This window comes from Pseudomonas sp. ENNP23 (assembly GCF_001728945.1).
GTDB classification, from domain to species: Bacteria; Pseudomonadota; Gammaproteobacteria; order Pseudomonadales; family Pseudomonadaceae; genus Metapseudomonas; species Metapseudomonas otitidis.
On record NZ_LYSP01000001.1, the window covers coordinates 192,854 to 212,432 of the forward strand.

General features: G+C 67.4%; 17 protein-coding genes, 1 pseudogene and 1 riboswitch. Of the genes and pseudogenes, 11 read left to right on the forward strand and 7 right to left on the reverse strand.

The genetic code is table 11. The annotated features are described in order from the left end of the window. The first annotated feature begins 19 nt into the window (after nucleotides 1-19). The 4 genes from A9G05_RS00795 (at nucleotide 20) to ligB (ending at nucleotide 4,512) form a co-directional block, all read left to right on the forward strand. On the forward strand, nucleotides 20-1,021 hold the full coding sequence (locus A9G05_RS00795) for a metalloregulator ArsR/SmtB family transcription factor (RefSeq protein ID WP_069559163.1): 1,002 nt from the start codon (nucleotides 20-22) through the stop codon (nucleotides 1,019-1,021). Between the two features lie 16 nt (nucleotides 1,022-1,037). Then, on the forward strand, nucleotides 1,038-2,228 hold the full coding sequence (gene metK / locus A9G05_RS00800) for a methionine adenosyltransferase (RefSeq protein ID WP_069559164.1): 1,191 nt from the start codon (nucleotides 1,038-1,040) through the stop codon (nucleotides 2,226-2,228). A 223-nt stretch (nucleotides 2,229-2,451) separates the two neighbouring features. After that, nucleotides 2,452-2,715 (forward strand): hypothetical protein, encoded by a 264-nt coding sequence (locus A9G05_RS00805; protein WP_069559165.1) that lies wholly within the window; start codon nucleotides 2,452-2,454, stop codon nucleotides 2,713-2,715. Between the two features lie 105 nt (nucleotides 2,716-2,820). After that, nucleotides 2,821-4,512, forward strand: a complete 1,692-nt coding sequence (gene ligB, locus A9G05_RS00810) for an NAD-dependent DNA ligase LigB (protein WP_069559166.1) — start codon at nucleotides 2,821-2,823, stop codon at nucleotides 4,510-4,512. On the opposite strand, the gene A9G05_RS00815 is transcribed toward ligB, so the two are convergent. From A9G05_RS00815 to A9G05_RS00825, 3 genes are all read right to left on the reverse strand, one after another. Beyond that, the gene (locus tag A9G05_RS00815; RefSeq protein WP_069559167.1) at nucleotides 4,506-4,958 is read right to left on the reverse strand and encodes a cytochrome c; all 453 of its coding nucleotides are present in this window, start codon (nucleotides 4,956-4,958) and stop codon (nucleotides 4,506-4,508) included. The two genes, ligB and A9G05_RS00815, sit on opposite strands and share 7 nt — an antisense overlap. Before the next feature lie 114 nt (nucleotides 4,959-5,072). Continuing rightward, complete coding sequence (locus tag A9G05_RS00820) at nucleotides 5,073-5,459, reverse strand: MAPEG family protein (RefSeq protein WP_069559168.1); 387 nt, start codon at nucleotides 5,457-5,459, stop codon at nucleotides 5,073-5,075. Nucleotides 5,460-5,561: 102 nt separating this feature from the next. Beyond that, a complete protein-coding gene (locus A9G05_RS00825) occupies nucleotides 5,562-5,951 on the reverse strand; it encodes an acyl-CoA thioesterase (RefSeq protein ID WP_069559169.1) in 390 nt (129 codons plus the stop codon). 171 nt (nucleotides 5,952-6,122) lie between these two features. Next, nucleotides 6,123-6,216, forward strand: a riboswitch (S-adenosyl-L-homocysteine riboswitch). Between the two features lie 21 nt (nucleotides 6,217-6,237). Here A9G05_RS00825 and ahcY point away from each other — a divergent pair. From ahcY to A9G05_RS00850, 5 genes are all read left to right on the forward strand, one after another. Next, complete coding sequence (gene ahcY / locus A9G05_RS00830; protein ID WP_069559170.1) at nucleotides 6,238-7,647, forward strand: adenosylhomocysteinase; 1,410 nt, start codon at nucleotides 6,238-6,240, stop codon at nucleotides 7,645-7,647. Nucleotides 7,648-7,710: 63 nt separating this feature from the next. Then, on the forward strand, nucleotides 7,711-8,556 hold the full coding sequence (gene metF, locus A9G05_RS00835) for a methylenetetrahydrofolate reductase [NAD(P)H] (RefSeq protein WP_069559171.1): 846 nt from the start codon (nucleotides 7,711-7,713) through the stop codon (nucleotides 8,554-8,556). A gap of 114 nt (nucleotides 8,557-8,670) precedes the next feature. Next, nucleotides 8,671-10,869, forward strand: coding sequence for a hypothetical protein (locus A9G05_RS00840; protein WP_069559172.1), 2,199 nt, complete (start codon nucleotides 8,671-8,673; stop codon nucleotides 10,867-10,869). After that, a complete protein-coding gene (locus A9G05_RS00845) occupies nucleotides 10,869-11,594 on the forward strand; it encodes a DUF3142 domain-containing protein (protein WP_069559173.1) in 726 nt (241 codons plus the stop codon). Before A9G05_RS00840 ends, A9G05_RS00845 begins: the two co-directional genes overlap by 1 nt. 248 nt (nucleotides 11,595-11,842) lie before the next feature. After that, complete coding sequence (locus A9G05_RS00850) at nucleotides 11,843-13,708, forward strand: DEAD/DEAH box helicase (protein ID WP_069559174.1); 1,866 nt, start codon at nucleotides 11,843-11,845, stop codon at nucleotides 13,706-13,708. Nucleotides 13,709-13,834: 126 nt separating this feature from the next. On the opposite strand, the gene A9G05_RS00855 is transcribed toward A9G05_RS00850, so the two are convergent. The 3 genes and pseudogenes from A9G05_RS00855 to A9G05_RS00865 all read right to left on the reverse strand — a co-directional run. Next, nucleotides 13,835-14,410, reverse strand: coding sequence for a YceI family protein (locus A9G05_RS00855; protein WP_069559175.1), 576 nt, complete (start codon nucleotides 14,408-14,410; stop codon nucleotides 13,835-13,837). 28 nt (nucleotides 14,411-14,438) lie between these two features. After that, nucleotides 14,439-14,993 carry a cytochrome b gene (locus tag A9G05_RS00860; RefSeq protein WP_069559176.1) on the reverse strand — a complete coding sequence of 185 codons (555 nt, stop codon included), beginning with the start codon at nucleotides 14,991-14,993 and terminating at the stop codon, nucleotides 14,439-14,441. 203 nt (nucleotides 14,994-15,196) lie between these two features. Continuing rightward, nucleotides 15,197-16,672: pseudogene (locus tag A9G05_RS00865) on the reverse strand (flavin monoamine oxidase family protein); the annotation flags it as partial. A gap of 160 nt (nucleotides 16,673-16,832) precedes the next feature. Between A9G05_RS00865 and A9G05_RS00870 the strand changes: the two are divergent. Next, nucleotides 16,833-18,239 (forward strand): adenosylmethionine--8-amino-7-oxononanoate transaminase, encoded by a 1,407-nt coding sequence (locus A9G05_RS00870; RefSeq protein WP_069559178.1) that lies wholly within the window; start codon nucleotides 16,833-16,835, stop codon nucleotides 18,237-18,239. 84 nt (nucleotides 18,240-18,323) lie between these two features. After that, nucleotides 18,324-19,043, forward strand: coding sequence for a 16S rRNA (uracil(1498)-N(3))-methyltransferase (locus tag A9G05_RS00875; RefSeq protein ID WP_069559179.1), 720 nt, complete (start codon nucleotides 18,324-18,326; stop codon nucleotides 19,041-19,043). A 30-nt stretch (nucleotides 19,044-19,073) separates the two neighbouring features. Here A9G05_RS00875 and A9G05_RS00880 read toward each other — a convergent pair whose 3' ends face one another. Then, nucleotides 19,074-19,544 carry a chemotaxis protein CheW gene (locus tag A9G05_RS00880; protein ID WP_069559180.1) on the reverse strand — a complete coding sequence of 157 codons (471 nt, stop codon included), beginning with the start codon at nucleotides 19,542-19,544 and terminating at the stop codon, nucleotides 19,074-19,076. Between the last annotated feature and the right edge of the window lie 35 nt (nucleotides 19,545-19,579).

A 19,579-nucleotide genomic window follows, 5' to 3' on the forward strand; every position in this document is an offset into this window, starting at 1 on the left:
CTGACTAGACTGCGCCTCCATGAACCTGCGCGTGCCCCAGATCCGCCATGACGATTGCGACGAGCTGGCCGCCCTGTGCAAGGCCGGCGGCGATCCGCTGCGGCTGAACGTGCTACGGGCGCTGGCCAACGATTCGTTCGGCGTACTGGAGCTGGCGCAGATCTTCGCCATCGGCCAATCGGGCATGAGCCATCACCTCAAGGTATTGGCCCAGGCCGGGCTGGTGGCGACGCGCCGCGAAGGCAACGCGATCTTCTACCGCCGCGCCATCGCCCGCAGCGACAGCCTGGGTGGCGCCCTGCACGCCGCCCTGCTGGTCGAGGTGGATGCCCTGGCGCTGCCGGACGACGTACTGGGCCGCATTGCCGAGGTGCACGCGCGACGTGAAGCCGCCAGCCGCGAGTTCTTCGCCCGCACGGCGGAGAAGTTTCAGGCCCAACAGGACCTGATCGCAGGACTGCCGCAATACCGTGACAGTGTGCTGGCACTGCTGGACGCGCTGCGACTGCCCGAGACGGCCAGCGCCGTGGAGATCGGCCCGGGCGATGGCGGGTTCCTGCCGGACCTCGCCCGCCGCTTCCAGCAGGTGGTCGCGCTGGACAACAGCCCGGCGATGCTGGAGCTGGCGCGCCTGCGCTGCGACGCCGAAGGACTGGGGAACGTCGAGCTGAAGCTCGCCGATGCCCTGGATGATGAACAGGAAGCCGCCGACTGTGTGGTGCTGAACATGGTCCTGCACCATTTCGCCGCCCCGGCCGAGGCCCTGAAACAGCTGGCCCGCCACCTGCTACCCGGCGGCGCTCTGCTGGTAACCGAGTTGTGCAGCCACAACCAGAGTTGGGCCAGGGAGGCCTGCGGCGATCTCTGGTTGGGCTTCGAACAGGACGATTTGGCCCGTTGGGCCGATGCCGCGGGGCTCACGCCCGGCGAGAGCCTCTACATTGGCTTGAAGAACGGCTTTCAGATTCAGGTGCGGCACTTCGCCAAACCGGACTCGCGAAGCGACCTCACCCACCGGTAGTAAAGGAAACCGATAGATGAGCGAATACTCCCTGTTTACCTCCGAATCCGTGTCCGAAGGCCATCCGGACAAGATCGCCGACCAGATTTCCGATGCCGTCCTCGACGCCATCATCGAGCAGGACAAGCACGCCCGCGTGGCCGTGGAAACCCTGGTCAAGACCGGTGTCGCCATCGTCGCCGGCGAAGTGACCACCAGCGCCTGGGTCGACCTCGAGCAGATCGTCCGCGACGTGATCAACGACATCGGCTACACCAGCTCCAACGTCGGATTCGACGGCTCCACCTGCGGCGTGATCAACATCATCGGCAAGCAGTCCGTGGACATCGCCCAGGGCGTCGACCGCTCCAAGCCGGAAGACCAGGGCGCCGGTGACCAGGGCCTGATGTTCGGCTACGCCAGCAACGAAACCGACGTGCTGATGCCGGCCCCGATCCGCTTCTCCCACGCCCTGGTAGAGCGCCAGGCCGAGGCCCGCAAGTCCGGCCTGCTGCCGTGGCTGCGCCCGGACGCCAAGAGCCAGGTCACCTGCCGCTACGAGAACGGCAAGGTCGCCGGCATCGACGCGGTCGTGCTCTCCACCCAGCACAACCCCGAAGTGTCCATGGCTGACCTGCGCGAAGGCGTGATGGAGCTGATCATCAAGCACTGCCTGCCCGCCGAGCTGCTGCACAAGGACACCCAGTTCCACATCAACCCGACCGGCAACTTCGTGATCGGCGGTCCGGTGGGCGACTGCGGCCTGACCGGCCGCAAGATCATCGTCGACTCCTACGGCGGCATGGCCCGCCACGGCGGCGGCGCCTTCTCCGGCAAGGACCCGTCCAAGGTGGACCGTTCCGCTGCCTACGCCGGTCGCTACGTGGCCAAGAACATCGTCGCCGCCGGCCTGGCCGACCGCTGCGAGATCCAGGTCTCCTACGCCATCGGCGTGGCCCAGCCCACCTCCATCTCGATCAACACCTTCGGCACCCACAAGATCGCCGAAGACACGATCATCAAGCTGGTGCGCGAGGTGTTCGACCTGCGTCCCTACGCCATCACCAAGATGCTCGACCTGCTCCACCCGATGTACCGCGAGACCGCCGCATACGGCCACTTCGGCCGCACCCCGCAGCAGAAGACCGTCGGCAACGACACCTTCAGCACCTTCACCTGGGAGAAGACCGACAAGGTCGACGCCCTGCGTGCCGCCGCCGGCCTCTAAGCCGACGCAAAGCGAAAAGCCCCGCCACCGTGCGGGGCTTTTTGTTTGCACTCACTCTGCCGGCACACCACCCAACGCCCCGCGCGCTCACCGGCGCTTTCCCACAACCCTCTCGGCCCACAAAGCACGCCCCCTCGACGAGACTGGCGCCCCCGCCGCATCCCTGTATGCCCGGACGACGCGGCGGGACATTGCGTCCGGCAATTCAAGGAGAGAGAACGACATGCAGAAGTTGATGGCATTGCTGGCAGCCGCCGGCCTGGCAACCACCCTGGGCAGCGTCCAGGCAGACGAGCTGCAAGGGCAGCTGGAGCAAGCCAGGAAGGACGCTTGTGACAAGCAGCGTGCCGAACTGCAGGCCGAGAAGGACGGATCGGGGAAAGGCAGCGGCGGCCTGGCCGCCTCCCTGCTGGGTTCGGTGAAGAACGAGGTGAGCAAGCACCTGGACGACGCCTGCGGCAACCCCGACGACGCCAGCGAGGGCTGACGCCCCGGCGCCCTGCCCTTCCATGCACTTCTCCACGCCACCATTCCCCTCCGCGACCGGCAGCATCGGCCGTAACCTCGCCAGGACGCGGCCATTGGAGACACCATGCGCGCACCCGCCCTGCTGCTCCTGCTGACCTTCCCCTTCGCCACTTTCGCCACCCCCTCCTGCCCGGACTGGCCCGTAGACAAGGCCCGCCAGGAACTCACCGCCCTCGACACCCAGCTCACCGCCTGGAACCAGGCCTATCACCTCGAAGGGCATTCACCGGTGGCCGACGAGCTGTACGACCAGGCGCTGGCCGAACGCGGCCGACTCGGCCGGTGCTTCCCCTCCGTCGCCGGCTCCCCGGCCGCCCCCCTCGACGGCGCTGGCGGCAAGCAGTTGCACCCGGTGCCCCAGACCGGCCTCGACAAGCTGGTCGACGCCAACGCTATCGCTCGCTGGATGCGGGGGCGCGAGGACCTCTGGGTGCAACCGAAAGTGGACGGCGTGGCCGTGACCCTGGTGTACCGGGACGGCCATCTGGAGCAGGCGATCAGCCGGGGCGACGGGCGCCAGGGCGAAGACTGGACGGCCCGCGCCCGCCAGTTGCCGGCGGTCCCCACCGAGCTGCCGGACCTGGCCGGGCGGCAGGTCCTGCAGGGTGAGCTGTACTGGAAACGCCCCGGCCACGTGCAGGCACAAGCAGGCGGCCAGGGTGCGCGGGGACGGGTCGCCGGGCTGATGGCACGCCAGCGACTGAATGACGAGGACGCAGCGGGCATTGGCCTGTTCGTCTGGGATTGGCCCGGCGGCCCGGCCGAGATGGCTGCGCGGCTCGATCGCCTGGCACAACTGGGCCTGGACGACACCCGTCGGCTGACCCGCCCGGTGCACAGCGCCGTCGAGGTCGAACAGTGGCGCGAGCAGTGGTACCGCTCGCCCCTGCCCTTCGCCAGCGACGGCATCGTGGTGCGCCAGGGTCGCGCACCGGCACCACACACCTGGGAGCCACGACCGCCCCACTGGGCGGTGGCCTGGAAGTACCCCTTCGCCCAGGCACTGGCAGAAGTACGCCGGGTGGAGTTCCGCATCGGCCGAACCGGGCGCATCACACCCCTGCTGCACCTGGAGCCGGTCACCCTGGAGGACCGGCGCATCCAGCGTGTCGGCCTGGGCTCCCTGGAACGCTGGCAGGCGCTGGACGTCCGCCCCGGTGATCGGGTATCGGTCGCACTGGCCGGACTGACCATTCCGAGGGTGGACGCGGTGGTGACCCGCGCGGCGGAACGCCCGGCACCGGACGCGCCCGACCCGGCGCTGTTCCACCCCCTGAGCTGCTGGACGCCGGAGGCCATGTGCCGTCCCCAGTTCCTCGCCCGCCTGGACTGGCTATCGGGCAAGCAGGGGCTGGACATGCGCGGTATCGGCACCGGCACCTGGGAACAGTTGCTACAGGCCGGAAAGCTGGAGGGGCTGCTGGACTGGCTGGACCTGGAAACCACCCGCCTCGACACGGTGCCGGGCTTCTCCCACGCGCGCAGCCAGGCCTTCCACGAAGCCCGAGAGCGGGCCCTGCGCAAGCCGTTCGCCGACTGGCTGAAGGCACTGGGGGCACCGCCGGGGCATAGCGTCGCTGAAGGAGAAGACTGGCGAGCGCTGGCCGCGCTCGATGAGGCCGATTGGCGACAGCGCCCCGGCGTGGGCCCGAAGCGGGCCGCGCAGCTAAAGGCGTTCTTTCATCATCCGCAGGTCGCCGACCTGGCCGCCCGCCTGGGAGCGGCGGGCGTGGAGGGGTTCACGCCGGTTCAGTAGGCGCGGAATTCCTTGTGGCAGGCCTCGCAGGCGTCTTCCACCTTCTGCACCAGCGGCGCCATGACCTGGGGCTGCAGCGGGCGGTTGGCCGTGGCGGTCGCCAGTTGGCCGGTGGCGGCCTCCAGCTCACGGGCCAGGGTCTGGAAGCGCTCCTGGCGCTGCCACACCTCGTCACGGGCATCGCTGCCGTGCTCATCCTCGCGCACCTGGGGGAAGTGCTGCCAAGGCTGGTGGGCCAACTGGTCCAACTGCTTGGCGTTGTCGGCGAACTTCTGCTCGTCGAAGGTCACCCGCCCGCGCAACATGCCGCCCATGTCTTCGCTGACATGGAGCATCTGCTTGAACAGCGCCTGGCGCTTGCCCAGCGGAGAGTTGGGATCGACACCGCCGCATGCGCTGAGGGCGATGCAGGCGGAAAGCAGGATCAGGGCCGGGATCTTCTTCATGGGAGCGGTGCACCGTACAACTGGCGGCGGGGCGCACAGTATCGACACCCACCGGGTAAATACCAAGGGTGGCGACAGTTTGTCGCAGCCCTGTGCGCCCGGCGGCGTCGCCCATCAGGCGGACACGAAGAAGAACGCGGCGATCAGGGCCATGCCGGCGAACCACACCAGCGAACGCAGCAGCGCCCAGTCCGCCAGGTAGCAGACGAAATACACCACGCGGCTGACCACGAAGCCGACGGCCAGCAGGTCGAGGGTCTGCTGCGGCGCCTGGCCGATCTGGTGGGCGACCAGCAGCGCGGCGGCAAAGGCCGGCGTGACTTCGAAAGCGTTGTGCTGGGCGTTGTCGGCACGCTTGCGCCAGCCGGTGAGGCCGGCGAGGAAGGTGCGCGGGTCGTGGTTCTGCCGGGGCCCGAAGTCCCCCCCGGTGAACTTCGCCACCCCCGTGGAGAGGTAGGGCAGGAACAGGGCGATCAGCAGGCACCAGTAGGCAAGGGTCATGGCGGGCTCCAGTCAGGAAGGGGAGCGCGAAGCCTCCCAGCCCTGGCCGGGGCTGTCCATGGCCGCCGCAACCGGGGTCGCGGCACGGCGGCCAATCCGGCGCTAGTCCTTGAACTGGTCGCGGATGTAGGTGATTTCGGTCTTGCCGTGGGCCGCGGGCTTGCCGTCGTCGCCGAGATTGACGAAGACCATGCGGTCGATGGTGAGGATGCTCTTGCGGGTGATCTTGTTGCGCACTTCGCAGCGCAGGGTCAGGGAGGTGCGGCCGAACTCGGTGGCGGTGATGCCCAGCTCGATGATGTCGCCCTGGCGCGCGGAGCTGACGAAGTTGATCTCCGACATCAGCTTGGTCACCACCCGCTGGCTGCCCAGTTGGATGATGGCGTAGATGGCGGCCTCCTCGTCGATCCACTTCAGCAGGCTGCCGCCGAACAGCGTGCCGTTGGGGTTGAGGTCCTCGGGCTTGACCCATTTGCGGGTGTGGAAATTCATGGAATCCCTCCGGTTGGCGAGTGATGGCGCGATGATCGCAGGGCGCTGTCGGCTCGTCCAAGCGATGCGCTCAATCGCCTCGATAGCAGCAGACGGAAAGCCTTGGGGAGTGCCGTTCGGGCCGCTATAATCTCCACCGCTTCAAACGGCCCACCGGGCCGTTCCCGCCACCTGTCCGAGGGGCGCTGCAGCAGGGCTGTCTTCGATGGCGCCTGTCAGGCTCGGATGGGGCGTTCCCCAAACGCATCAACGGCGCCCATTCGCACCCAACGAATGGAGAGTTCGCATGAGCGCTGTCATCACGCCTGCCGATTTCAACGATTACAAGGTCGCCGACATTTCCCTGGCCGACTGGGGCCGCAAGGAACTGACCATCGCCGAGTCCGAGATGCCGGCCCTGATGGGCCTGCGTCGCAAGTACGCCGCCAGCCAACCGCTGAAAGGCGCGAAGATCCTCGGCTGCATCCACATGACCATCCAGACCGGCGTGCTGATCGAGACCCTGGTCGCCCTGGGCGCCGAAGTGCGCTGGTCGTCCTGCAACATCTTCTCCACCCAGGACCAGGCCGCTGCCGCCATCGCCGCCGCCGGCATCCCGGTATTCGCCTGGAAGGGCGAGACCGAGCAGGAGTACGAGTGGTGCATCGAGCAGACCATCCTCAAGGACGGCAAGCCATGGGACGCCAACATGGTGCTGGACGACGGCGGTGACCTGACCGAGATCCTGCACAAGAAGTACCCGCAGATGCTGGACAGGATCCACGGCATCACCGAAGAGACCACCACCGGCGTGCACCGCCTGCTGGACATGCTCAAGGCGGGCACCCTGAAAGTCCCGGCGATCAACGTCAACGACGCGGTCACCAAGAGCAAGAACGACAACAAGTACGGCTGCCGCCACAGCCTGAACGACGCCATCAAGCGCGGCACCGACCACCTGCTGTCGGGCAAGCAGGCCCTGGTGATCGGCTACGGCGACGTGGGCAAGGGCTCCGCCCAGTCCCTGCGCCAGGAAGGCATGATCGTGAAGGTCTCCGAGATCGACCCGATCTGCGCCATGCAGGCCTGCATGGACGGCTTCGAGCTGGTCTCCCCCTACAAGGACGGCATCAATGACGGCACCGAAGCCAGCATCGACACCGCCCTGCTGGGCAAGATCGACCTGATCGTCACCACCACCGGCAACGTCAACGTCTGCGACGCCCACATGCTCAAGGCGCTGAAGAAGCGCGCCGTGGTGTGCAACATCGGCCACTTCGACAACGAGATCGACACCGCCTTCATGCGCAAGAACTGGGCGTGGGAAGAGGTCAAGCCGCAGGTGCACAAGATCCACCGCACCGGCGCCGGCAGCTTCGATCCGGCCAACGACGACTACCTGATCCTGCTGGCCGAAGGCCGCCTGGTGAACCTGGGCAACGCCACCGGCCACCCGAGCCGCATCATGGACGGTTCCTTCGCCAACCAGGTACTGGCGCAGATCTTCCTGTTCGAACAGAAGTTCGCCGATCTCCCTGTCGAGAAGAAAGCTGAGCGCCTGACCGTGGAAGTCCTGCCCAAGAAGCTGGACGAAGAAGTGGCCCTGGAGATGGTCAAGGGCTTCGGCGGCGTGGTCACCCAACTGACCAAGCAGCAGGCCGACTACATCGGCGTCGACGCCTCCGGCCCGTTCAAGCCGGACACCTACCGCTACTGACAGCCCCAGGCCGTGGACCGCACCCGCGGTCCACGGCCTGCCGCTGGAACGAGACTGCTTTCCATGTCCCAAGACCGTCGTTACAGCTTCGAATTCTTCCCCGCGAAGACCGAGGCCGGCCACGAGAAGCTCCTGGCCACTGCCCGCACCTTCGCCGGCTACAACCCCGATTTCTTCTCCTGCACCTACGGCGCCGGCGGTTCCACCCGCGACCGCACCCTGCAGACCGTGCTGCAACTGGATGGCGAGATCCAGGTGCCGACCGCCCCGCACCTGTCCTGCGTCGGCGACAGCAAGGCCGAACTGCGCGCCCTGCTGGCCCACTACAAGGACGCCGGCATCCGCCGTATCGTCGCCCTGCGCGGCGACCTGCCCTCCGGCATGGGCATGGCCAGCGGCGAGCTCCGCCACGCCAACGACCTGGTGGCGTTCATCCGCGCCGAGACCGGTGATCACTTCCACATCGAAGTGGCCGCCTACCCCGAGGTACACCCCCAGGCACGCAATTTCGAAGAAGACCTCAAGCACTTCGTCAACAAGGTGAAGGCCGGCGCCGACAGCGCCATCACCCAGTACTTCTTCAATGCCGACAGCTACTTCTACTTCGTCGATCGCGCCCGCCAGCAAGGCGTCGAGATCCCGATCGTCCCGGGCATCATGCCGATCACCAACTACAGCAAGCTGGCGCGCTTCTCCGACGCCTGCGGCGCGGAAATCCCGCGCTGGGTGCGCAAGCAACTGGAGGCCTACGCCGACGACACAGCCAGTATCCAGGCCTTCGGCGAGCAGGTGATCACCGAGATGTGCGAACGCCTGCTGCAAGGCGGCGCTCCGGGCCTGCACTTCTACACCCTGAACCAGGCCGAGCCCAGCCTCGCCATCTGGAACAACCTCAAGCTTCCCCGCTAGGGCGCCGCCGGAAACCTGGGCGGGGATGACAACGCAGGCAGCCTTTAGCGATACCCATAGAGACCCGGGCGGGTGGTGGAAGCACACCGGCCCCTCCTCCCCAAGGACGATGCCATGAAGACCGCGCCACGCCTCCTCCCGCTGCTGATCCTAGGCGTACTCGCCAGCCCTGCTGCACACGCCAGCTTCGACTTCTTCTGCAGCCCCACCTGGGCGCTGGTAGAAGACAGCCTGAACACCTGCAGCAACCTGCCCTTCCTCAGCCCAGGCAACGACAGCCGCGCCAACCTCAAGCTGCTGCTCGCCGACGCCGGCCGCCTGAGCCTGCCGAGCCCGCTGCAACCCTCCAGCGATTACGAAGGTGGCTACGCCCAGGCACCCTTCGCCCTGGACATGCTCAGCCCCGCTACCCCAGAGAGCGAAGTCCCCGAAACGCCGGCGGAAGCGGACTCCACCGCCACCGAGTCGGTCTCGCCCCGCGTGGAGAACCTGGCCCTGGCCCTGGAGCAAATCGGCGTGAAGCTGGAAGACGGCGCCCTGGCCGAACAGCAGTTCGCCGAAGGTGAAGGCAACCGCTGCCGTACCAACAACCTGGACACCACCCAGGCCTTCGTCGGGCAGTTGGCCAGCACCGGCGGCCTGTCCGCCGAAGAGCGCAAGGCCCTGGCCACCAGCCGCGTGAACCTGCTCAGCGTATGCGGCGAGGGCGACCCGCAACCGGCCGACGTACTGCCGGCCGCCGGTACCGTCACCTCTGCCGACGGCCAGGCCTACCTCGCCTACCTGACAGGTGCCGACGCCTTCTACCGGGGTGACTTCGGCACAGCCCGTGAACGCTTCACCCTACTCGCCGACAGCCCCCAGCCCTGGCTAAAGGAGGCCGCCCTTTACCTGAAGGCGCGGGTCTCGCTGAACCAGGCCCAGGAAGGCGCCTTCGACGAGTTCGGCATCCCCGACCTGACCAAGGTGGACCGCGCCCTGCTGGACGCCAGCGACAACGAATTCAAGGCCTACCTCGCCGCCTACCCGGAAGGCGCCTATGCCACCTCCGCGCGCGGCCTGCTGCGCCGCATCTACTGGTTGCTGAACGACAACCGTCGCTTCGCTGCCGAATTTGCCTGGCAGTTCGCCCAGGACGACGCCAAGCGCAACCTCGACCTGCCCCAACTGGTGGAAGAGCTGGACATCAAGCTGCTGCCCACGCTGAAGCCCGAGGACCTGCAGGACCCGGCCCTGCTGGCCATGGCCGATCTGATGCGCCTGCGCCGCCCGGCCGAAGGCGAGCCGCCGCTGATCAGCCTGGAGCAGTTGCAGGCGCAGAAGCAGCGCTTCGCCGACCGCCCGGCGCTGCATACCTACCTGGTCGCTGCCTGGCACTTCTACCGGGGCCACGACGCCGCCAAGGCCCTCGCGGCCCTGCCGGCGGAAGACCCGCAGGCACGCTTGGACCTGGTCACCTTCAGCCAGGAAACCCTGCGCGGCCTGGCGCTGGAAGCCAAGGGGGACGCCGAAAGCGCCTACGCGCTCTGGCAGCGCCTGCTGCAACGCCACCCCAACGAACTTCAGCGCGGCCAACTGGAGCTGGCCGTCGCCCTCAACCGCGCCCGCGCCGGCCAGGTCGACCCGCTGTTCGCCGCCGACTCGCCGGTGCGCACCGCGCCGATCCGCGAGATCCTCCTGCGCAACGTCGCCTCCGCCGACCTGCTGCGCCGCCAGGCGGTAGACAACGCAGCGCCGCAACGCGAACGCGACACCGCACTGTTCACCCTGCTCTACAAGGACCTGGTGTTCGGCGACTACGCCGCCTTCCTCAAGGACCAGCCGCTGATCCCCTCCCCGACGCCCAAGGTCGAGGACGGCAACGAGCTGGCGGTCGGCCGTTTCGCCTGGGCCGGCCAGCAGGACGGCTATGCCTGCCCCAATCTGACCGAAATCGCCACACGCCTGCAGGGCAACGCCAAGGACGCCCAGGCCGGCAACTGCCTCGGCGAGTTCATCCGCACCAACGGCTTCGACGGTTTCAGCCTCAACACCCAGCCGCCGAAGGACGAACTGGGTGGCTCCGCCAGCCAGTTCCCCGGCAAGCCGTATTCCCGCCTGGCCGGCTACATGGCGGTGATCGACGATGCCAAGGCCAGCGAGAACGACCGCGCCTACGCCCTGTACCGTGCCGTGAACTGCTACGCCCCCGCCGGCTACAACACCTGCGACGGCCAGGACATCAGCAAGGCCCAGCGCAAGCAGTGGTTCCAGACGCTGAAGACGCGCTACGCCAAGAGCACCTGGGCCGAGGCGCTGAAGTACTACTGGTGATGCCCCTCGGGTTCGCCAGAGTCCTGGCCCTCGGGCTGATCCTGGCCAGCCCGCTGCTCGGCGCCAGCGAGCGGGTCGACGCCGCCACCCACGACGCCTTCTGGCTGTGGAGCGGCGTGCGCCCGCAACCCCTGCTGGCCAAGGCCAAGACCCTCTACATCCTCCAGGGCCAGATCGACGGACCGCGCCGCGCGGGCGACCCGGCGGCGCGCTTCATCGCCCAGGGCATGGCCGTACCACGCCTGCGCCAGGGCGAGATCTGGGTGGTCTATCGCGCCCACACCCTGCGCTGGACCGAGGACGTGCACCGGACCCTGCTCGCTCAGCTTTCGCGCTGGAAGCGTGCTGGCAATACCGTCACCGGCATCCAGATCGACTTCGACGCCGGCACCCTCTACTTGGCCGAGTACGCCGACTTTCTCCAGACTCTGCGCCGGCGCCTGCCGGCTGAATACCGTCTGAGCATCACCGGCCTGCTCGACTGGGGCAGCAACGGCGATCCCGAGGTGATCAATCGCCTGGCCCAGGTGGTGGACGAAGTGGTGGTGCAGACCTACCAGGGCCGCCACACCATCCCCGAGTACGGTCGCTACCTGCCGCGCGTGGCACGCCTGCGCCTGCCGTTCCGCATCGGCCTGGTACAGAACGGTGAATGGCAGGCACCCGACTACCTGGCAGCGAGCCCCTGGTTCAGAGGCTATGTGGTGTTCCTGCTGAATCCATGAACGCGCCGGGATGTGAAGCGATCGAACCGTTGAGCGGTTGAATGGGCTGCATACGGGAAAGCCTCTGTTATACTCCGCACTCCCGCCAGGCATTCGCCCGGACACTGGCCCTCCATTCCGCCAGTGGGACCGGACGGCACCGCGCTCCCCATAGCGGCTGCTAAGGCCTGTACGAAAAGCACTTTTCGTCCAGTACCTCGCCAGGCTGACAAGTCCCCGGGCCCAGCCCTAACTAGACAGGATCATCCATGTCCTTTGCCTCCCTCGGTCTCTCCGAGGCATTAGTCGGCGCGGTGGAAGCCGCCGGCTACGCCCAGCCCACTCCCGTGCAACAGCGGGCCATTCCCGCCGTGTTGCAAGGTCGCGACCTGATGGTTGCGGCGCAGACTGGCACTGGCAAGACCGGGGGCTTCGCCCTCCCGGTTCTCGAACGCCTCTTCCCCAACGGCCACCCGGACAAATCCCACCGCCGCGTCGCGCGCCAAGCCCGGGTACTGGTCCTGACCCCGACCCGCGAGCTGGCCGCCCAGGTGCACGACAGCTTCAAGGTGTACGCCCGCGACCTGCCCCTGGCCAGCGCCTGCATCTTCGGCGGCGTCGGCATGAATCCCCAGGTGCAGGCCCTGTCCAAGGGCATCGACGTGCTGGTGGCCTGCCCCGGCCGCCTGCTGGACCTGATGGGTCAGGGCAGCATCGACCTCTCCCATGTGGAGATCCTGGTCCTGGACGAAGCCGACCGCATGCTCGACATGGGCTTCATCCACGACGTCAAGAAGGTCCTCGCGCGTCTGCCTGCGCAGCGCCAGAACCTGCTGTTCTCGGCGACCTTCTCCAAGGACATCACCGACCTGGCGAACAAGCTGCTGCAAGACCCCGAGCGTATCGAGGTCACGCCGCCGAACACCACGGTCGAACGCATCGAGCAACGCGTGTTCCGCCTGCCGGCCAACCAGAAGCGCGCCCTGCTGGCGCACCTGGTCACCGTCGGCGCCTGGGAACAGGTGCTGGTCTTCACCCGCACCAAGCACGGCGCCAACCGCCTGGCCGAGTACCTGGACAAGCACGGCCTGCCGGCCGCTGCGATCCACGGCAACAAGAGCCAGAACGCCCGCACCAAGGCCCTGGCCGACTTCAAGGCCAACGCCATCCGCATCCTCGTGGCCACCGACATCGCCGCGCGCGGCCTGGACATCGACCAGTTGCCCCACGTGGTCAACTACGAGCTGCCCAACGTCGAGGAAGACTACGTCCACCGCATCGGCCGTACCGGCCGTGCCGGTCGCAGTGGCGAGGCCATCTCGCTGGTGGCCCCGGACGAAGAGAAACTGCTCAAGGCCATCGAGCGCCTAACCAAGCAGCGCATCCCCGACGGCGACCTGCAGGGCTTCGACCCCTCCACCGTCGAGGCCGAGCGCCCCGAGGCACGCCCGCCGAAGCCGGAGCGCAAGCCCCGCGCCGACAAGCCCAAGCGTGAGCCGAGCAACGGCGACAAGCCCCAGGCCGCCCAGGCTGCCGCCGATGGCGAAGGCAAGGCCAAGAAGAGCCGCAAGCGCCGCGGCAAGGGCAAGGGCAAGGCGGACGGCGCCCAACCGCAGCAGCAGTCGGCGAACCCGGCTGGCAAGCAAGCCTCCCGCCCTGCCGGCCCCCCGCCGGTCCCGAGGGACCGCGACCCGGAAGAGTTCCTGGACGATGACGTGGACAACTTCGGCAACCGTGCCGACTACGTCAGCCCGTACCAAGACAAGGGCCGTGGCCGTCGCGGCGGCAATGGCCAAGGCCAGGGTCAGGGCGCCCGCAGCAACAGCGGAAGCGGCGCTGGCAATGGCGGTCGCTCCCGTAACCAGGGTGGCGCCGGCAGCAGCGGTGGTGGCAATGGCCAACGCCGTGGCGGCAGCGGCGGCCAGCGTGCCCAGGGCGGTGGCAACCAGGGTCGTCGGGAAGAACCCCGTCGTCGCGAGGAGCCGGCTGTTCAGGAGCCGCGCAAACCGGCTCCGAAGATCATCCACAAGGAATCCCGCGCCGACCGCTTCCCGACGCCGGAACAACTGGACGAGCTGAGCAACGGCAACCGGCCGCGCGGTGAAAAACCCGCCCTGCTGACCCGCAACCGCTGACAGCAAGCCCCATTGAAAACGCCGGCGAAAGCCGGCGTTTTCATGTGCAGTGCCCGGTAACGCCAGGCCAACTGCCAGAAACAGAAACGCCGGCTTGCGCCGGCGTTTCTGTTTCCCTGGGGAAGGTTACTTGCGCACACCTTCGAAGGAGATGATCAGCTCGACTTCCTGGGAAGCCGGGCCGAGGTCCTTCTGGATGTCGAAGTCCTTCAGCTTCAGGGTGGTGGTGCCTTCGAAGCCGGCACGGTAGCCGCCCCACGGGTCGCTGCCTTCGCCGATGAACTTGGCCTTGATCACCACCGGCTTGGTCACGCCGTTGAGGGTCAGGTTGCCGGTCACGTCGGCGGTGCCTTCGCCGGTGGATTTCACACCGGTGGACTCGAAGGTGGCGGTCGGGTGCTTGCTGACGTTCAGGAAGTCACCGCTCTTGATGTGCTTGTCGCGCTCGGCATGGTTGGTGTCGACACTGCCGGTCTTCAGCTCGACCTTCACCTTGCTGGCTTCGGGCGCCTTGGCGTCGAAGCTGAAGGTGCCGTCGAAGTCCTTGAAGGTGCCGTAGAGCCAGCTGTAGCCCAGGTGGCTGATCTTGAAGTTGACGAAGGCGTGCTGGCCCTGTTTGTCGATGGCGTAGTCGGCAGCCATGGCCTGGCCGGCGAACAGGGCAGCACCGAGGGTCAGCGCGGCGAGGGATTTCTTCAGCATCAGTGTTTCTCCTTGTGAGGGTGCAGCGTTATTTGGCGGCGCGCCCGAGCATGCGGACCAGGGTGGCGTCGCGATCGATGAAGTGGTGCTTGAGAGCAGCCAGGGCATGCAGGCCGGCGAAGATTACCAGACCCCAGGCGAGGTACTCGTGGACCACACCGGCCACGTCTTCCTGGTCGGGAATGGTGGTCAGGGTGGCGGGCACTTCGAACAGCCCGAACACCTCGATGCCACGGCCATCGGCAGTGGAAATCAGGTAGCCGGAGATCATCAGGGCGAAGAGGCCGGCGTACAGCGCCAGGTGGCCCAGTTTGGAACCCAGGCGGGTCATGCGGCCGTGATTGGCAGGTGCCGGTGGCGGAGGGCTCAGGAAGCGCCACACCAGACGCAGCCCCATCACCAGGAACAGCAGCACGCCGAGGCCTTTGTGGATGTCCGGCGCGGTCTTGTACCAGCCGCTGTAGTAGTCCAGGCCGACCATCCACAGCCCCAGGCCGAACAGGCCGAAGACCACCAGGGCTACGCCCCAGTGCAGGAAAATGCTGATTGCGCCGAAGCGGTCGGAAGTGTTGCGCCACTGCATCAGGAAGGGTCCCTTGAAAACGAATGGCCACAAGCCTAGCGGCAAAAAGATCGAATTAAAGTAGAAAATGTCGCTTTGAAATATCGAGCAATACGATCATAGGAGACGACCCGGCACGCGGAAAATTTAGCGATAGGACAGGTCTGACAGAGATGTCCGACGGCTGGTACAGCCGCCGGACGGGTGAAAGGGCGAGGGAATCAGAACAGCCAAGAGAAGAAGCCCTTCTTCTCCGGCTTGGCTGCCTCGGCCTTGGCCGGGGCGGCAGGCGCAGCCGCGGCGACCTGCTCCACAGGCTCCAGCGGTTTGCCGGCGAACAGGTCGCGAGCCTGGCCGGCGGCGCGCTGGCCACTGCGCAGGGCGCCTTCCAGGGTGCCCGGGTAGAGGGCGTCGGTGTGCTCGCCGGCGAAGATCACCCGCTGCAGCGGCTTTTCCCACAGGCGCCAGTACTGGCTGATCTCGCCCGGGCCGTAGGCCAGGTAGGCGCCGCCGGCCAGCGCATCCTTGCCGTAACGACGGACCTCGAAGCCCTGGAACTGCTCGCGGGCGCCGGGGAAGAACTTGTCCAGGCGGATCAGCACCTGGTCCACCATCTGCCGGTCGCCAAAGGCCTGCAGCAAGCGGGCGCTGTCGCCGGAGATGTTCACCAGCAGGTTGGCACCGCCCTTCAGGGCCGGCTCGACCCACAACATGCCCAGACCCTGGTCGCTGTAGACCTCACCGGAAAGGCGGCTCTTGCCCCAGACCGGCTTCTTGAACTTGAGCAGCAACTGGTCACGCCAGCCGTAGTTGATGTCCTTCAGCGCCTTGAGCTGCAGCGCCGACAGCGCCGGTGTGAGGCTGATCTTGTCCAGTGCCGGCAGCGGCACGGCCAGCACCACGTAGTCGGCACGGTAGCCGGCGCCACCAACCTTCACGGTCACGCCGTCCTTGTCCTGGACGATGGCCGAGACACGGGCGTTGGTCTTAACCGTCTTCAGTTTCTTCGCCAGCGCCTGGGCCAGGGCTGCGCTGCCGCCGGGCAGGCGCGCGGCGCGCAGGTCACCTTCCGGCAGGCCCCGGTAGACGCGGGCCTGCTGGGCCAGGTAGAGCAGCGACAGGCGCGACGGCTCGTCGTAGCGGGAGCGAATACGCTGGTCCACCAGGGCACGGGCAGTGGGCGGCAGGGCCAGCTTGTCCAGCCAGCGGGACGCGGTGATGGCGTCCAGGCTTTGCAGGGTGTGGTTGACCAGCGGCTTGAGCGGGTCGTCGATGGACGCGGCGAGGTCATCCAGACTCTTGTCGAAGCGCTTCAGGCCCTCGACGGTGGAAGGCGCTTCCTTCAGCAGGTCGGCCTCGGTGAAGTAGCGACCGCTCACCAGGTAGCCAGGAGCGCGCACATAGTCCGGTGCCGGGATGGTGCCGAGCTTGAAATCCTTGAGGTAGGCGTGGAGGGTCGGTTGCAGCTTGGCGGAGCCGATCCACTCGGTGGTGGCCAGGCCGGAACGGCCACCGATGGACGGCTTGGCCTCCAGCAGGGTGACCTGCCAGCCCTGCTGCTGAAGCTCATAAGCCGCCGTCAGGCCGGCCATGCCGCCACCGACGACGATCGCGGCGGGTTGTTTCTCCTTGCCCTGCGCACCGACGCAGAACAAACCGATCAGGATCAGCGCGCACCCGCGCAGCCAGGCAGCAGACATTGGTTCCCCCAGGAAAAGCGAGCGTCTTTCAAATGGCGCGCAGGATACGCCAGGCGCCCCTGCCCCCACCAGAGAACCCCGTCGGCGATGTGCCGGATCGGCCCGCTTGTCCATCTCACCCCTATTGCATAGGCTTCCCCGACCTTTCCGGAGACCGACCATGGGCCAAAACGCCGACTGGATGCAGCGCGACCTCGCCGTGCTGTGGCATCCCTGTACCCAGATGAAGGACCACGAGCGCCTGCCGGTGGTGCCGATCCGCCGCGGCGAGGGCGTGTGGCTGGAGGACTTCGAAGGCAAGCGCTACCTGGACGCGGTCAGCTCCTGGTGGGTCAACGTGTTCGGCCACGCCAACCCGCGCATCAACCAGCGCATCAAGGACCAGGTCGAGCAACTGGAGCACGTCATCCTCGCCGGCTTCAGCCACCAGCCGGTGATCGAGCTGTCCGAGCGGCTGGTGAAGCTCGCGCCCCAGGGACTGGACCGCGTCTTCTATGCCGACAACGGCTCCTCGGGCATCGAGGTGGCGCTGAAGATGAGCTACCACTTCTGGCGCAACCAGGGCCTGGAGCGCAAGAAGCGCTTCGTCACCCTGACCAACAGCTACCACGGTGAAACCGTCGCGGCGATGTCGGTCGGCGACGTGGCGCTGTTCACCGAAACCTACAAATCCCTGCTGATGGACACCCTCAAGGTGCCGACCCCGGACTGTTACCTGCGCCCGGAAGGCGTCAATTGGGAGGCCCACTCGCGGGCCATGTTCGCCCACATGGAGCAGACCCTCGCCGAACACCACGAGGAGGTCGCCGCCGTGATCGTCGAGCCGCTGATCCAGGGCGCCGGCGGCATGCGCATGTACCACCCGATCTACCTCACGCTGCTGCGCGAGGCCTGCGACCGCTACGGCGTGCACCTGATCCACGACGAGATCGCCGTCGGCTTCGGCCGCACCGGCACAATGTTCGCCTGCGAGCAGGCCGGCATCGCCCCGGACTTCCTGGTGCTCTCCAAGGCACTCACCGGCGGCTACCTGCCGATGGCCGCCGTGCTCACCTCGGAGGCCGTCTACCAGGGCTTCTACGACGACTACCAGACCCTGCGCGCCTTCCTCCACTCGCACACCTACACCGGCAATCCGCTGGCCTGCGCCGCCGCCCTGGCGACCCTGGACATCTTCGAGCAGGACAACGTCATCGAGGCCAACCGCGCCCTGGCCGCGCGCATGGCCAGCGCCACCGCGCACCTCGCCGACCACGCCCACGTTGCCGAGATCCGCCAGACCGGCATGGTGCTGGCCATGGAGATGGTCCAGGACAAGGCCAGCCGCACGCCCTACCCCTGGCAGGAGCGCCGTGGCCTGAAGGTGTTCCAGCACGCCCTGGAGCGCGGCGCTTTGCTTCGTCCGCTGGGCAACGTGGTGTACTTCCTGCCGCCCTACGTGATCACCCCGGAGGAGATCGACTTCCTCGCCGAGGTGGCCAGCGAAGGCATCGACATCGCCACCCGTGACGGGGTGAGCGTGGCCGTCGCGACCGACCTGCACCCCAATCACCGCGACCCGGGCTAGCCGGGCAGCGGCCTGTCAGGCGGTTTAACGGCGGGCGGCGAAGCGGGTAAGCTTGCGGCTTTCCCTCTTCAGCCCGCCGAATCCATGCGCCTTTCCCGCTTTTTCATCGACGCCCCCCTCGCCCTCGGACAACACACCCTGCCCGAGGCCCAGGCCCACTACATCGGTCGCGTGCTGCGCCTCACTGAAGGTGATGCCGTCCAGTTGTTCGACGGCTCGGGCCAGGAATTCATCGGCGAACTGGTGGAACTCGGCAAGAAGAGCGTCCGCGTCGAACTGCGCGAAGCCTTCGCCGGCCTGGTCGAGTCGCCGCTGAAGGTCCACCTCGGCCAGGGCCTGTCCCGGGGCGAGCGCATGGACTGGGCCATCCAGAAGGCCACCGAGCTGGGGGTAGCGGAGATCACCCCCCTGGTGAGCGAGCGCTGCGAAGTGCGCCTGAAGGATGAGCGTGCCGACAAGCGCCTGGCCCACTGGCGCCAGGTGGCCATCAGCGCCTGCGAGCAATGCGGCCGCTCGGTGCTGCCGGTGATCCACCCGCCGGTGACGCTGGGGGAGTGGCAGAAGCAGGTGGAGGCGGACCTCAAGCTGGTCCTTCACCCGGTGGCAGAGCCCCTGGCCAGCCATGCACGACCGGCCACGCTGGCGTTCCTCATCGGCCCGGAGGGCGGGCTGTCCGACGCCGAAGTGGAAGCCGCCCAACAGCAGGGCTTCCAGGCGGCACGCCTGGGCCCGCGCGTGCTGCGCACGGAAACCGCGCCGGTGGTCGCGCTGAGCGTCGCCCAGCAGTTGTGGGGGGATTTCTAGGGAGCAGGCCGCCGCAGCGGCCCGGCCGGCTCAGATCAGGCCGGCATCCGCCAGGAGTTGCTCCAGGGCGACCAGGTCCGGGATCTTGGCGATACCGTCCTCCAACTGCACCGAGCCCAGCTCCAGGGGCAGCAGCTCGGCATTCGCCGAGGGCAGGTCGGTGTCGACCTTGAGGGAACGCGGAATGCCCTGCACCAGCAGGGCGATGAACTTCACATGGGCACGGCTGCCCAGGGCGTTGAGCACCACCACCCGCGCGCTGGAGCCCACCTGGGGCTGGCCACCGCTGGCCGCCTCGAACGACAGCAGGGGTAGGCGCAGGTCGCGCCAGGCCACCTGGCCGAGGAACCAGGCCGGCATCCCGGCGGACGCCTGGGGCGCCCGGTAGGGGATCAGCTCCGCCACGGCCACGTTGGGCACCAGCAGGGTGCGGTCGGACAGCGGCAGCAGCAACCCGGTCAGGCTGTTGGCACTCTGGGTGTTGGCGACGGCTTGGCTCATGGCGTTTCCTTCAAGGATTCTTCAAGACCACCGGC

Bases quoted from the DNA above. Each gene is read 5' to 3' on its own strand.
- A9G05_RS00795 (WP_069559163.1), top strand. From the start codon at position 20: ATGAACCTGCGCGTGCCCCAGATCCGCCATGACGATTGCGACGAGCTG.
- metK (WP_069559164.1), top strand. From the start codon at position 1,038: ATGAGCGAATACTCCCTGTTTACCTCCGAATCCGTGTCCGAAGGCCAT.
- A9G05_RS00820 (WP_069559168.1), bottom strand. From the start codon at position 5,459: ATGACCCTTGCCTACTGGTGCCTGCTGATCGCCCTGTTCCTGCCCTAC.
- A9G05_RS00855 (WP_069559175.1), bottom strand. From the start codon at position 14,410: ATGCTGAAGAAATCCCTCGCCGCGCTGACCCTCGGTGCTGCCCTGTTC.
- A9G05_RS00840 (WP_069559172.1), top strand. From the start codon at position 8,671: ATGAAGACCGCGCCACGCCTCCTCCCGCTGCTGATCCTAGGCGTACTC.
- metF (WP_069559171.1), top strand. From the start codon at position 7,711: ATGTCCCAAGACCGTCGTTACAGCTTCGAATTCTTCCCCGCGAAGACC.
- A9G05_RS00875 (WP_069559179.1), top strand. From the start codon at position 18,324: ATGCGCCTTTCCCGCTTTTTCATCGACGCCCCCCTCGCCCTCGGACAA.
- ahcY (WP_069559170.1), top strand. From the start codon at position 6,238: ATGAGCGCTGTCATCACGCCTGCCGATTTCAACGATTACAAGGTCGCC.
- A9G05_RS00870 (WP_069559178.1), top strand. From the start codon at position 16,833: ATGGGCCAAAACGCCGACTGGATGCAGCGCGACCTCGCCGTGCTGTGG.
- A9G05_RS00815 (WP_069559167.1), bottom strand. From the start codon at position 4,958: ATGAAGAAGATCCCGGCCCTGATCCTGCTTTCCGCCTGCATCGCCCTC.
- A9G05_RS00825 (WP_069559169.1), bottom strand. From the start codon at position 5,951: ATGAATTTCCACACCCGCAAATGGGTCAAGCCCGAGGACCTCAACCCC.
- A9G05_RS00805 (WP_069559165.1), top strand. From the start codon at position 2,452: ATGCAGAAGTTGATGGCATTGCTGGCAGCCGCCGGCCTGGCAACCACC.
- A9G05_RS00880 (WP_069559180.1), bottom strand. From the start codon at position 19,544: ATGAGCCAAGCCGTCGCCAACACCCAGAGTGCCAACAGCCTGACCGGG.
- ligB (WP_069559166.1), top strand. From the start codon at position 2,821: ATGCGCGCACCCGCCCTGCTGCTCCTGCTGACCTTCCCCTTCGCCACT.
- A9G05_RS00860 (WP_069559176.1), bottom strand. From the start codon at position 14,993: ATGCAGTGGCGCAACACTTCCGACCGCTTCGGCGCAATCAGCATTTTC.
- A9G05_RS00850 (WP_069559174.1), top strand. From the start codon at position 11,843: ATGTCCTTTGCCTCCCTCGGTCTCTCCGAGGCATTAGTCGGCGCGGTG.
- A9G05_RS00845 (WP_069559173.1), top strand. From the start codon at position 10,869: ATGCCCCTCGGGTTCGCCAGAGTCCTGGCCCTCGGGCTGATCCTGGCC.